Origin of the sequence: Rhodobacter sp. SGA-6-6, assembly GCF_011043545.1 — a bacterium.
Lineage (GTDB): Bacteria > Pseudomonadota > Alphaproteobacteria > Rhodobacterales > Rhodobacteraceae > Pseudogemmobacter.
Window position 1 is genome coordinate 262337 of the sequence record NZ_JAAKGP010000001.1, and the last position, 12483, is coordinate 274819.

The following is a 12483-nucleotide window of genomic DNA, read 5'->3' on the forward strand; positions in this document are numbered from 1 at the left end:
GGTTGCGGCGCGAAAGTCCTAATCCCGAGTCAGGCGCGGATTGCGCGGACATCACCTTGAGGAGAGGGATCACATGACCAATGTCGTTATCGTCGCGGCGGGCCGCACCGCCGTGGGCAGTTTCAACGGTTCCTTCGCCAATACCCCCGCGCATGATCTCGGCGCCGCGGTGATCGAGGGCGTGGTCGCCCGCGCCGGCATCGACAAGGCGGAAGTCGAGGAAACCATCCTCGGCCAGGTGCTGACCGCCGGCCAGGGCCAGAACCCGGCCCGCCAGGCCGCGATCAAGGCCGGCCTGCCGAAGGAGGCCAGCGCCTGGGGGCTGAACCAGGTCTGCGGCTCGGGCCTCCGCGCCGTGGCGCTCGGCGCGCAGCATGTCCAGCTGGGCGACGCGCGGATCGTCGTCGCCGGCGGGCAGGAAAGCATGAGCCTCTCGCCCCATGTCGCGCATCTGCGCGCCGGCCAGAAGATGGGCGACCTGAACTTCATCGATTCGATGATCAAGGACGGGCTCTGGGATGCCTTCAACGGCTATCACATGGGCCAGACCGCCGAGAACGTCGCCAACCAGTGGCAGATTTCCCGCGACATGCAGGACGAATTCGCGTTGGCCAGCCAGAACAAGGCCGAGGCCGCGCAGAAGGCCGGCAAGTTCAAGGACGAGATCATCCCCTTCACCGTGAAGACCCGCAAGGGCGACACCGTGGTCGACGCCGACGAATACATCCGCCACGGAGCGACGATGGAGGCGATGCAGAAGCTGCGCCCCGCCTTCGTCAAGGACGGCTCGGTGACGGCGGCGAACGCCTCGGGCATCAACGACGGCGCGGCGGCGGTGCTGCTGATGTCCGAGGAAGAGGCGGCCAAGCGCGGGCTGAAGGTGCTGGCGCGGATCGCCAGCTACGCCACCGCCGGGCTGGACCCCTCGATCATGGGCGTCGGCCCGATCTACGCCAGCCGCAAGGCGCTGGAGAAGGCGGGCTGGAAGGTCGGCGACCTCGACCTGGTCGAGGCGAACGAGGCCTTCGCCGCCCAGGCCTGCGCGGTGAACAAGGACATGGGCTGGGACCCCGCCATCGTCAACGTCAACGGCGGCGCCATCGCCATCGGCCACCCGATCGGCGCCTCGGGCGCGCGCATCCTGAACACGCTGCTGTTCGAGATGAACCGCTCGGACAAGAAGAAGGGCCTGGCGACGCTGTGCATCGGCGGCGGCATGGGCGTGGCGATGTGCCTCGAACGGGCCTGAACTGAGGCTGCATCCGCAGCATCCTTCTGCAAATGCAAAACCGGCGCGCAATAATGTTGCGCGCCGGTTTTCATTTCGGTAACAGGATTTCAAGGCCAGAACACCCAGGAGGAGAATCACATGGCACGGGTTGCACTTGTCACCGGCGGATCCCGCGGCATCGGCGCGGCGATCTCGGTCGCGCTGAAGGCGGCGGGCTACAAGGTGGCGGCGAACTACGCCGGCAACGACGAGGCGGCGGCGGCCTTCACCAAGGAGACCGGCATCCCGACCTACAAGTGGTCGGTCGCGGATTACGACGCCTGCGCCGCCGGGATCGCCAAGGTGGAGGCCGAGGTGGGGCCGGTGGACGTGCTGGTGAACAACGCCGGGATCACTCGGGATGCGATGTTCCACAAGATGACCCCGGGCCAGTGGAAAGAGGTGATCGACACCAACCTGACCGGGCTGTTCAACATGACCCATCCGCTGTGGTCGGGGATGCGCGACCGCAAGTTCGGCCGGGTGATCAACATCTCCTCGATCAACGGCCAGAAGGGGCAGGCCGGGCAGGCGAACTATTCGGCGGCGAAGTCGGGCGACCTCGGCTTCACCAAGGCGCTGGCGCAGGAAGGCGCGCGGGCCGGCATCACCGTGAACGCGATCTGCCCGGGCTATATCGGCACCGAGATGGTGCGCGCCATCGACGAGAAGGTGCTGAACGAACGCATCATCCCGCAAATCCCGGTCGGCCGCTTGGGCGAGCCGGAGGAGATCGCCCGCTGCGTGGTGTTCCTGGCGGCCGAGGATGCCGGTTTTATCACCGGCGCGACGATCAGCGCCAACGGCGGACAGTTCTTCGTCTGAACCAGAGGCGCCGACACCATGCCCTGAGGCCCGCCGCCATGGCGGGCCTTTTCCCTTTCCCCGGCGCGGGCTACAGGGACAGGGGGAGGACAGGAATGACACGCAACCGCGCCACCGCCATCGGCTTCACCGCGATCCTGATGTGGTCGGCTCTGGCATTGCTGACCATCCGCTCGGCCCCGGTGCCGCCGCTGTTGCTGAACGCGCTGTGCTTCGCCGTGGGCGGCGTCCTCGGCCTGATCTGGACGGTGCGGCGCGGGGTCGCGGTGCTGCGCGGGGTGTCGTGGAAGGTCTATGCCTTCGGGGCCGCGGGCCTCTTCGGCTACCATTTCCTCTACTTCACCGCCTTCCGGCTGTCGCCCACGGCGGAGACCGGGCTGATCGCCTATCTCTGGCCGTTGTTCATCGTGCTGTTCTCGGGCCTGCTGCCCGGCGAAAGGCTGGCGGCGCGCCATATCCTCGGCGCGCTGGTCGCCTTTTCCGGCGCGGCGGTGATCCTGCTGGGCCGGGACAGCGAAGGGACGGGCACGGCGGCGGGCTTCGCGCTGGCCTTCGCCTGCGCGCTGACCTGGGCCGGCTATTCGGTGCTGTCGCGCCGCATGGGCGCGGTGCCGACCGAGGCGGTGACGGTGTTCTGCCTGGCCACCGCGATCCTGTCGGCGCTGGCCCATCTGGCGGTGGAAGAGACCGCCTGGCCCGAAGACGCGGCCGGCTGGCTGGCGGTTCTGGGCCTCGGCCTCGGTCCGGTGGGGGCGGCCTTCTTCACCTGGGACGTGGGCATGAAGAAAGGCGACATCCAGGTGCTGGGTGTCGCCTCCTATGCAGCGCCGCTTCTGTCCACATTGGCCCTTGTCGCGGCAGGGATCGCCGAGGCCTCATGGACCATCGCTCTGGCCGCCCTGCTGATCACCGGCGGAGCGGCCATTGCTGCGCGCAAAGGTGCCGTCAGTGCGGACCCTGCGACAGGCGGGTGATCTCCTCTTTCAGCTTCAGCTTCTGCTTTTTCCATTCGGCGATCTGCAGGTCGTCGGATCCGGGACTGCGCTGCGCCTCTTCCACCATCGCAGCGAGGGCTTCGTGCTTCTTGCGCAGTTCCTGCAGATGCGAAGCAATCGTCATGTCCATCCTCCTGTGATTGTAACCTACGGGGCCAGTGCATCACGGAACCCGAGTCGTGTCACCCACAATCGGCCCCCCTGCGGCGGAATATCCCGACAGTTCAGGAAAAGAGCGGCAGGATGTCGCCGCCGCCGCGCAGCACCGCATTGGCCTGCGGGGTATAGCTTTCGCGGTCGCCGTCATGGGCATCGCCCTCGTGGATCACGAAGGGGGCCAGCAGGCGGAAAGGGGCGCGGCCGCCCTTCCTCGCCCGCAGGATCAGCCGCAGCGCCGGGCGGCCGGGGCGGGCGGCCAGCGGCAGCACGGCGGCGGAGCCGAGCTTGGGCGCCAGCGCCGACAGCAGCTCCGGCAGGCTGTCGGCGCCGGCGATCAGCGTCAGCCAGCTGCCGGGCGCCAGCCGCCGCGTCGCCGCCTGCACCCAGGCCGACAGCGGCAGCGCGACCTGCAAGGCGGTGGCCCGCCCCGGCACCGGCGAGGGCGTGCCGCCCGGCGGATACCAGGGCGGGTTGGCGATCACCTGATCGAAGTCGCGGCGCAGGGGGGACGGCATCCGGGTCAGATCGCCCTCGTGCACCTGCATCGCCACCCCGTTGCGGTCCGCATTGCGGCGGGCGAGGTCGGCATAGCCCGGTTGCAGTTCCAGCCCCGCCAGATGCAGCCCCGGCACCCGGGCGGCGAGGCACAGCGACGCAGCCCCCGCCCCGCAGCCGAGGTCCAGCACCGACTGGCCGGGCGCGGCCGGGCAGGCCGCGGCCAACAGCACGGCATCGGTGGCGGCGCGGTAGCCCTTGACGGGTTGCAGAAGCCGCAGCCGTCCGCAGAGGAACTTGTCGTCGGACAGCTGATCTTCCTCGAAAATCACGCGCTCGGCTCCACCCCGTTGTCGCGGCAGATAGCGCGGGCCATGAACAGGTCGCGGTCCGCCACCATCAGCCGCTGCGGCAGAAAGCCCAAGCTGCCGTCGAGGATGCTCATGTGGACGTCCAGGGCGAAGGAAGCTATACCCTCCCCGTCGAGAAGGGCCTGCGCGAAGGCGATCACGGTGGGGTCGGTGGTGCGCAGAAGTTCTTTCATAAGCTGGAATTAGTCCTGCCCGCGCGATCGGGCAAGGCGGAAGGGTCGGGGATGGACACACAGCCCGAGAAGCCGAAGGCGGGGCCGCAAGACCGACTGGCCGCCCATCTGGCCGAGGACATGGCGGCGGTGAACGCGCTGATCCGGGCGCGGATGGCCTCGGACCATGCCCCCCGCATCCCCGAGGTGACCGCCCACCTGATCGAGGCCGGCGGCAAGCGGCTGCGGCCGATGCTGACGCTGGCGGCGGCGCGGCTCTGCGGCTACGCCGGGACCGACCACCAGAAGCTGGCCGCGACGGTGGAGTTCATCCATACCGCCACGCTGCTGCATGACGATGTCGTGGACGAAAGCCAGCGGCGGCGGGGGCGGCCGACGGCCAACCTGTTGTGGGACAACAAGTCCTCGGTGCTGGTGGGGGATTACCTCTTCGCCCGCAGCTTCCAGCTGATGGTCGAGACCGGGTCCTTGCGGGTGCTGGACATCCTGGCCAATGCCAGCGCCGTGATCGCCGAGGGCGAGGTGCTGCAACTGACGGCGGCGCAGGACCTTGGCACCACGGAAGACATCTACCTGAAGGTGATCCGCGGCAAGACCGCGGCGCTGTTCTCGGCGGCGACCGAGGTCGGCGGGGTGATCGCAGGGGTGCCGGAGGCGCAGGTGCGGGCGCTGCACACCTATGGCGACGCGCTCGGCATCGCCTTCCAGATCGCCGACGACCTGCTGGATTACGGCGGCTCCTCGGCCACCATCGGCAAGAACACCGGCGACGACTTTCGCGAGCGCAAGCTGACCCTGCCGGTCATCAAGGCGGTGGCGGCGGCCAATGCGGAAGAGCGCGCTTTCTGGGTCCGGGTGATCGAGAAGGGCGACCAGCGCGAGGGCGATCTGGAGCAGGCGCTGGCGCTGATGGCGAGGCACGGCGCGATGGAAGCGGCGCGGGATCAGGCGCTGCGCTGGTCCGGCACCGCCCGCGCGGCGCTGGAGGTGCTGCCGGAGCATCCGCTGCGCGACATGCTGGCCGATCTGGCGGCCTATGTGGTCAGCCGGATCAGCTGAGCAGCGGGGCGGCGGCGACCCACCACTCAGGTTGTCCGGCCGAGATCGCCCGAGCAGCGGCCTGCGCGGCCGCTTCCTCGGCGAAAAGCCCGAAGCAGGTGGCGCCCGACCCCGACATCCGGGCCAGCAGGCATCCGGGTTGCGCGGCCAGCGCGGCGTGGGCCTCGGCGATGACCGGGGCCAGCGCGATGGCCGGCGGCTCCAGGTCGTTGCGCTGACCTGCCAGCCATGCCGCCAGCCCGGCGGTGTCGCGCAAAGGCGGCAAGGGCGGCATCGGCGGGTTGTCGCGGCGGGCGAGGGCGCGGAAGACCTGCGGCGTCGGCACCGCCACGCCCGGGTTGGCCAGCACCAGCCAGCCCGGCGGCAGGGCGACCGGGGTCAGCACCTCGCCCACCCCCTGCATCCGCGCCGCGCGGCCGGCCAGGCAGACGGGCACGTCGGCGCCGAGCGCCAGCACCTCGGCCGGGCCGGGCAAGGGCCGGCCCATCCGCACCATCGCCCGCAGCACCGCCGCCGCATCCGCCGAGCCGCCGCCGATGCCCGAGGCCACCGGCAGCACCTTCTCCAGCCGCACCGCCACCCCGCCGCCCATGGCGCGGGCGGCGCGCAGGCAGAGGTTGTCCTCGGACGGCTCCAGCGCCGCGGCCTGCGGGCCGGCGATCTCCAGCCCCTGCCCCGGCGAAACCGTCACCCGGTCGCCGACCCCGGCGAAGGCAACCAGCCCGTCCAGCAGGTGATAGCCATCCGCCCTTTGCCCGGTGACATGCAGGCAGAGGTTCACCTTGGCGGGGGCGAATTCGCTCTCACTCGCCATCGGGCGGCGGCGGGGCGGGCAGGACCGGGCTGCTTCCGGCCTCGTCCTTCATCACCTGGTCGAGGCCGACTTCCAGCTTCCTGCGGATGCGGATCGCGTCCTTCTCCTCCGGGCCGAAGGACAGCGCGCGGTGCCACTGGAACTCGGCCTCGCGCTTGCGGCCGACCATCCAGTAGACATCGCCGAGGTGATCCGTCACCACCGGGTCCACGGGTTCCAGCAGCGAGGCCTTCTCCATCGGCGCCAGCGCCTCCTCGTAGCGGCCGAGGCGGAAATAGGCCCAGGCGAGGCTGTCGATGATGTAGCCGGCATCGGGTTCGGCCCGCACCGCCTGCTGGATCAGCGCCAGCGCCTCGTCGAGGTTGATCCCGCGGTCCAGCATCGAATAGCCGAGGTAGTTCAGCACCTGCGGCTGGCCGGGGCGCAGTTCCAGCGCCTTGCGGAAATCCGCCTCGGCGCGGGGCCAGTCCTTCAGGCTTTCGTGGCAGACGCCGCGGCTGAAGAACAGCATCCAGTGACCCTGCTCCACCTCGGGCACCAGCGCCAGCGCGGCGTCGTAGGCGGGCACGGCCTCGGCGCAGCGCTCCTCGCGCCGCAGGATGTCGCCCAGGGCGCGCTGGACCACCACCAGGTCGGCATGGCTGCGCGACAGGGCCTGCAACACCTCGACCGCCGCCTCCTTCCTGCCGGCGGCATACAGCGCCTCGGACCGGCCGATCTCGGCGCTGTAGAAATAGGGGCTGTCCTTGGGGAAGCGGGCATAGGTCTCGCCCGCCAGGTCGTATTGGCCCAGTTCCTCCAGCGCCTGCGCGGTCAAGAGCAGCGCCTCGGCATTGGCCGGGTCCAGATGGTTGGCGATGCGGCTGTGGATCAGCACATAGGCCGGGTCGGCCTCGCCCTGCAGCAGGGTGCCGAGGGTGAAGAACACCTCGGCGATGCCGGCCTTCGCGCCGGGCACCATGTCGAAGGGCAGCGCCTCACCCGCCTGAAGCCGGGCGCGCAGCCCGTCCAGCATCGGCTCCGGCTGCGGGCCGAAGGTCTGGTCCAGCAGCGCCAGCGCGTCCTGGTTGCGCTCCAGCTGCGACAGGATCTGCACCCGGGCGATGATGCCGCGGCGGTTGAGGTTGATCCTGCCCTCGGCGTTGCCGGCCAGGATGGCGTCGGCGCCCTCGAAGTCGCCCGCCGCCGCCAGCGCCAGCGCCTTGTGGTACAGCCCCACCGCCTCCATCCCGCCCATCTGCGCCACGGCGTCGAAATCCTTCAGCGCGTCCGACATCTTGCCGTCGCCGAAGCGGGCCCAGGCGAGGACCAGTTCGTCCAGCACCGGACCGACCTTGCGGCCCCCGGTCTTGGCCGCGATCAGCGCCGGCCAGTCCTCGGCCGCGGCCTCGCCGGCGTCATGGGCGAAGCCGGCCAGCTGGACCTCTTCGGCGGGGCTGGTGGTCAGCGCATCGGCCAGCGGTCCGGCGCGGTCGAAATCGCCAAGGGCGAGGGCGGCGTAGAGCGCGCCCTCGACCAGCGCGAGGTTGCCCGGATCGGCCTGCATCGCCGCGTCATACCAGCGCGCCGCCGCGCGGAAGTTGCTTTCCGATTCCGCCACCCGCGCGGCCAGATAGGCGCCCGACAGGCCCTCGGCCGGAAGAACGACGGTCTCGGCGGTGACTTCCGGCGCGGTCTCCGGCACGTCATCCTGGGCCCGGGCCGCCTGCGGCAGGGCCGCGGCAAGCGCCGCCGACAGAAAGGCGGCAAGGGCGGGGCGGGCGGTCGGGGGCATGGCGGGCCTTTTCACGAAGCACTTTCGCGCCACGCTATCCGCGCGGGGGCCGGAGGGCAACGTGCGGCGGGCCGGACCCGGCCCTCCGCCGCGCTGACAGTTGCGTGAGGCGGGGCCTCACATGTTCGGGTAGTTCGGCCCGCCGCCGCCCATCGGCGTGGTCCAGTTGATGTTCTGGCTGGGGTCCTTGATGTCGCAGGTCTTGCAGTGGACGCAGTTCTGGAAGTTGATGCGGAAGGTTGCCTCGGCCCCTTCCCCCAGCACCTCGTAGACCCCGGCCGGACAATAGCGCTGCGCGGGTTCGGCATATTCCGGCAGGTTGACCCGGATCGGGACCGAAGGGTCCTTCAGCTTCAGGTGGGCGGGCTGGTTCTCGTCGTGGTTGGTGAAGGAGAAGGCCACGTTGGTCAGCCGGTCGAACGACAGCTTGCCGTCGGGCTTCGGATAGTCGATCGGCTTGTAGTCCTTCGCCTTGCCGGTTGCAGCCGCATCGGTCTTGCCGTGCTTCAGCGTGCCGAACAGCGTCAGGCCGATGGTGTTCAGCCACATGTCCGCCCCGCCGCCCATCAGGCTGGCGACCAGGCCGTATTTCGACCACAGCGGCTTGACGTTGCGGACCTTCTTCAGGTCCTTGCCGATGGCGCCGGTGCGGACCTCGGTCTCGTAATCCGACAGTTCGTCGCCCATCCGGCCCGCCTTGATCGCGGCATGGGCGGCCTCGGCCGCGGCCTTGCCGGACAGCATGGCGTTGTGATTGCCCTTGATCCGCGGCACGTTGACCATGCCGACCGAGCAGCCGAGCAGCGCCACCCCCGGCGCCACCATCTTCGGCATCGACTGATAGCCGCCCTCGGAAATCGCCCGCGCGCCATAGGCCACGCGCTTGCCGCCCTCCAGCAGCGCGGCCACCATCGGGTGGTGCTTGAAGCGCTGGAATTCCATATAGGGGTAGAGATAGGGGTTCTTGTAGTTCAGGTGGACCACGAAGCCCACATAGACCTGATTGTTTTCAAGGTGATAGATGAAGCTGCCGCCGCCGGCGTTCGATCCCAGCGGCCAGCCCATCGTATGGGTGACCGTGCCCAGCTTGTGCTTCGCCGGGTCGATCTCCCAGATTTCCTTCATGCCGAGGCCGAATTTCTGCGGCTCGTGGCCCTTGGACAGGTCGTATTTGGCGATGATCTCCTTCGCCAAGGACCCGCGCACGCCCTCGCCCAGGAAGACGTATTTGCCGCGCAGTTCCATGCCGGGTTCGTAGGACGGCCCCGGCTCCCCGGTCTCGGGGTCGCGGCCGAATTCGCCGGCGACGACGCCGGCCACGCGGTCGCCGTCATAGACCAGTTCCGAACAGGACATGCCGGGGAAGATCTCCACCCCCAGCCCCTCGGCCACCTGCGCCATCCAGCGGCAGACGTTGGCCATCGAGACGATGTATTTGCCGTGGTTGTTCATCAGGGGCGGCATCGGCCAGTTCGGGATGCGCACCTTGCCCGCCGGGCCGAGGATGTAGAAGTTGTCCTCCTTCACCGCGGTCTTGATCGGCGCATCCATCGTGCGCCACTCCGGCAGCAGCGCATCCAGCCCGCAGGTGTCCAGCACCGCGCCCGAAAGGATATGGGCGCCGACCTCGGAGCCCTTCTCCAGCACCACCACCGACAGGTCGGGGTCCAGCTGTTTCAGCCGGATCGCTGCGGACAGGCCCGAGGGCCCGGCGCCGACGATGACGACATCGTATTCCATGCTTTCGCGCTGGACCTGGCTCATGGCTTTGTCTCGCCTCCCTGGCTGGCTCCCCTTGGCCCCGCTGATTGCCCCATGGGCAGGCCAAGGTCAACCATGACGCAACATCAAGTCGCTGCATTGCAGCAACGGCGTAATATTCTTGCCCGCAGGCGACAGGTCGCCGACCTGGGGCGGCATTCGCGCTTGCATTTCCTGCGGCCATGCGCTGATCTGGCCTTTGCAGAGGCGTGAAGTCATGGTCCGGGCAGCCCCCGGCCGTGGCTTCTCTTTTGACTGGTGAATGCAATGGAAAAGATCCCGATGACCCAACGCGGCTTCGACGCGCTGGACGAAGAGCTGAAGCAGCTGAAGACCGAGGCCCGGCCCGCGGTGATCCGCGACATTGCCGAAGCCCGGGCGCATGGGGATCTGTCGGAGAACGCCGAATACCATGCCGCGCGCGAGAAACAGGGCTTCATCGAGGGCCGGATCAAGGAGCTGGAGGGCATCCTGTCGCTGGCCGAGGTGATCGACCCGGCCAAGCTGTCCGGTCCGGTGAAGTTCGGCGCCACGGTGCAGCTGGTCGACGAGGAATCGGAGGAAGAGAAAACCTACCAGATCGTCGGCGAGGTCGAGGCCAATATCGAGGCCGGCCTGCTGAACATCCGCTCGCCGCTGGCGCGGGCGCTGATCGGCAAGGAAGAGGGCGACAGCGTCGATGTCGTCACCCCGGGCGGGCAGCGGTCCTACGAAATCCTCTCGGTGCGCTACATCTGACCATGGCGCAGGACCCAGGCCCCCAGACCGGCCGCCCTTCGGACCCCGGCCTCGCGCCGGGGATGGAACCGGCGCGCTCGGGCCGGGCGAGCGAAATCGTCGCGGGTCTGCTGTCGGTGATCTGGGTGGTGTCGGTGCTGGCCTATATCCTGACCTCGCCCCCCGGCGACGACGTCAAGACGCTGGGGCTGGTGATGACGCTGCTGATCGTCTTCCTGCCCCTGGCGCTGATCTGGGTGGCGGTGATCACCCTGCGCTCGGTCCGCGAGCTGCGGGCCGAGGCGGCGCGGCTGCAGGCGGCGGTGGATGCGATGCGGGCGTCCTACGTGCAGACCTCCAGCCAGATGCAGGCGGCGGCGTTGAAACCCTCGGTCGAGAAGAAGCTGGACGAGATCGCCGCGGCGGCGAAGCAGGCCGAGACGGTGCTGGCCACCTTCTCCAGCCGCCGCGACACCGCGCTTTCGGTGCCCTCGGCCGACCGCAAGGCGGCGCTGGCGGTGCCGAAGACCGACCCCGAGGCCGAGGAGCCGCGGCTTGCCCTCGGCACCCCGGCCGAGGAGATGCGGCCGCCGCTCAGCGTGGCCGACTTCATCCGCGCGCTGAACTTCCCCGAGACGCCCGAGGACAAGGAGGGCTTCCGCGCCCTGCGGCTGGCGCTGGAGGACCGCTCGGTCGCCAAGCTGATCCGGGCGGCGCAGGACGTGCTGACTCTGCTGTCGCAGGAAGGCATCTACATGGACGACCTGAAGCCCGAGATGGCTCGCCCCGACGTCTGGCGCCGCTTTGCTGCCGGCGAGCGCGGGCGGACCATCGCGGCGCTCGGCGGCATCCGCGACCGTTCCTCGCTGGCGCTGACCGCGGCGCGGATGCGCGAGGACACCATCTTCCGCGACGCCGCCCACCATTTCCTGCGCACCTTCGACCGCACCTTCGCCATCTTCGAGAAGAACGCCAGCGACGCGGAACTGGCCGATCTGGCCGACACCCGCACCGCACGCGCCTTCATGCTGTTCGGCCGGGTGGCGGGGGTGTTCGACTGAGGGGACCGAGGTCCCTGCCTCGCGGGCGGACGCCGCGGGGTTCTGCTTGCTGATAGTTGACATGGAAACTTCTTCAGGATAGTTTCCATGGAAATCAGCGGGGCGGAAATGACCGGAATCTCGGACCTGCAGGCCCATAGGGGATACTGGCTGCGGATGGTGTCGAACGCCGTCTCGCAAAGCTTTGCCCGGCAGATGGCGGATCAGGGCGTGACCGTGGCGGAATGGGTGTTCCTGCGGGTGCTCCACGATGCCGAGGCGATGGCGCCCTCCTCGGTGGCGGAGGCGATGGCGATGACGCGGGGGGCGATCAGCAAGATTTCGACGCGGCTGGAGGCCAAGGGGCTGGTGCAGCGCACGGGGAATGCGCAGGACCGTCGCGGGCAGACCCTGTCGCTGACGGCCGAGGGGCGGGCCAAGGTGCCGGTGCTGGCCGGCATCGCGGACCGCAACGACGCCGATTTCTTCGGCGTGCTGACGGCGGAAGAGGCCGCGGCGCTGGACAGGGTCCTGGCGGCGCTGGTCGCGCGGCGGGGGCTGCGGGATGTGCCGGTGGACTGACCCCGGCCCGATGGATCACGACAACCGGAAGAAGGAGCCCGCGATGGACGCGGAAAAGATCGCCATTGCCGAAGCCTGCCTCCATGCGGCGCATGACGGCAGCCTGGATTTTCCCCGGATTCTCGGCCGGCTGATGGCGGCGGGGTTCGAGGGTTATGCCGTCGACTATCGGCTGGGGGTGCAGGTCTACTACCTGAACAGCGGGGAGGCGCTGTCGCTCGCCGCGCCTGCGACGCGTGGCGAAGTGGCCCCCGCCTTCGACGCCGCCGCCGTGGCGGAACTGATCCGCTGGGCGCAGGCGAACAGGCCCGACTACAGCTATGCGGCCTTCTGCACGCGGGTGAAGGCGGCCGGTTGTGCCGGCTATTTCGTCTCGCTGCCGGGGCGGCGGGTGGTCTATTTCGGCCGCACCGCCGAAACGCATGTCGAGCATTTTCCCGGATAAGGG

At 69.2% G+C, this 12483-nt stretch carries 14 protein-coding genes; 8 read left to right on the forward strand and 6 right to left on the reverse strand.

Annotated features, from left to right (window positions below):
* Positions 1 to 73: 73 nt before the first annotated feature.
* The 3 genes from G5B31_RS01195 to G5B31_RS01205 all read left to right on the forward strand — a co-directional run bounded on the left by G5B31_RS01195 (position 74) and on the right by G5B31_RS01205 (position 3069).
* Positions 74 to 1249, forward strand: a complete 1176-nt coding sequence (locus tag G5B31_RS01195; RefSeq protein WP_165012973.1) for an acetyl-CoA C-acetyltransferase — start codon at positions 74 to 76, stop codon at positions 1247 to 1249.
* Positions 1250 to 1369: 120 nt separating this feature from the next.
* On the forward strand, positions 1370 to 2095 hold the full coding sequence (locus tag G5B31_RS01200; RefSeq protein ID WP_165012975.1) for a beta-ketoacyl-ACP reductase: 726 nt from the start codon (positions 1370 to 1372) through the stop codon (positions 2093 to 2095).
* A 95-nt stretch (positions 2096 to 2190) separates the two neighbouring features.
* Positions 2191 to 3069, forward strand: coding sequence for a DMT family transporter (locus G5B31_RS01205; protein ID WP_165012977.1), 879 nt, complete (start codon positions 2191 to 2193; stop codon positions 3067 to 3069).
* On the opposite strand, the gene G5B31_RS01210 is transcribed toward G5B31_RS01205, so the two are convergent.
* From G5B31_RS01210 to G5B31_RS01220, 3 genes are all read right to left on the reverse strand, one after another.
* Complete coding sequence (locus G5B31_RS01210; protein WP_165012979.1) at positions 3041 to 3214, reverse strand: YdcH family protein; 174 nt, start codon at positions 3212 to 3214, stop codon at positions 3041 to 3043. The genes G5B31_RS01205 and G5B31_RS01210 overlap by 29 nt on opposite strands.
* Before the next feature lie 100 nt (positions 3215 to 3314).
* On the reverse strand, positions 3315 to 4073 hold the full coding sequence (locus G5B31_RS01215) for a methyltransferase (RefSeq protein ID WP_165013737.1): 759 nt from the start codon (positions 4071 to 4073) through the stop codon (positions 3315 to 3317).
* Positions 4073 to 4288 (reverse strand): DUF2007 domain-containing protein, encoded by a 216-nt coding sequence (locus G5B31_RS01220; RefSeq protein WP_165012981.1) that lies wholly within the window; start codon positions 4286 to 4288, stop codon positions 4073 to 4075. Before G5B31_RS01220 ends, G5B31_RS01215 begins: the two co-directional genes overlap by 1 nt.
* A 51-nt stretch (positions 4289 to 4339) precedes the next feature.
* Here G5B31_RS01220 and G5B31_RS01225 point away from each other — a divergent pair, with 51 nt between their 5' ends.
* Positions 4340 to 5347, forward strand: a complete 1008-nt coding sequence (locus tag G5B31_RS01225) for a polyprenyl synthetase family protein (protein ID WP_165012983.1) — start codon at positions 4340 to 4342, stop codon at positions 5345 to 5347.
* Here the strand turns inward: G5B31_RS01225 and G5B31_RS01230 are convergent.
* The 3 genes from G5B31_RS01230 to G5B31_RS01240 form a co-directional block, all read right to left on the reverse strand.
* A complete protein-coding gene (locus G5B31_RS01230) occupies positions 5340 to 6161 on the reverse strand; it encodes a 4-(cytidine 5'-diphospho)-2-C-methyl-D-erythritol kinase (RefSeq protein WP_165012985.1) in 822 nt (273 codons plus the stop codon). The genes G5B31_RS01225 and G5B31_RS01230 overlap by 8 nt on opposite strands.
* Positions 6151 to 7935, reverse strand: coding sequence for a tetratricopeptide repeat protein (locus G5B31_RS01235; protein ID WP_165012987.1), 1785 nt, complete (start codon positions 7933 to 7935; stop codon positions 6151 to 6153). Before G5B31_RS01235 ends, G5B31_RS01230 begins: the two co-directional genes overlap by 11 nt.
* A 117-nt stretch (positions 7936 to 8052) precedes the next feature.
* The gene (locus G5B31_RS01240; RefSeq protein ID WP_165012989.1) at positions 8053 to 9699 is read right to left on the reverse strand and encodes an electron transfer flavoprotein-ubiquinone oxidoreductase; all 1647 of its coding nucleotides are present in this window, start codon (positions 9697 to 9699) and stop codon (positions 8053 to 8055) included.
* Between the two features lie 264 nt (positions 9700 to 9963).
* Here G5B31_RS01240 and greA point away from each other — a divergent pair, with 264 nt between their 5' ends.
* From greA to G5B31_RS01260, 4 genes are all read left to right on the forward strand, one after another.
* Entirely contained in the window at positions 9964 to 10434 is a 471-nt protein-coding gene (gene greA / locus G5B31_RS01245) for a transcription elongation factor GreA (RefSeq protein ID WP_165012991.1), read from the forward strand.
* A gap of 2 nt (positions 10435 to 10436) precedes the next feature.
* On the forward strand, positions 10437 to 11474 hold the full coding sequence (locus G5B31_RS01250; protein ID WP_165012993.1) for a hypothetical protein: 1038 nt from the start codon (positions 10437 to 10439) through the stop codon (positions 11472 to 11474).
* A gap of 87 nt (positions 11475 to 11561) precedes the next feature.
* Entirely contained in the window at positions 11562 to 12035 is a 474-nt protein-coding gene (locus tag G5B31_RS01255; RefSeq protein WP_205911760.1) for a MarR family winged helix-turn-helix transcriptional regulator, read from the forward strand.
* Positions 12036 to 12078: 43 nt separating this feature from the next.
* Positions 12079 to 12480: a DUF1398 domain-containing protein gene (locus G5B31_RS01260; RefSeq protein ID WP_165012995.1), complete on the forward strand. Its 402-nt coding sequence runs from the start codon at positions 12079 to 12081 to the stop codon at positions 12478 to 12480.
* Positions 12481 to 12483 lie beyond the last annotated feature (3 nt).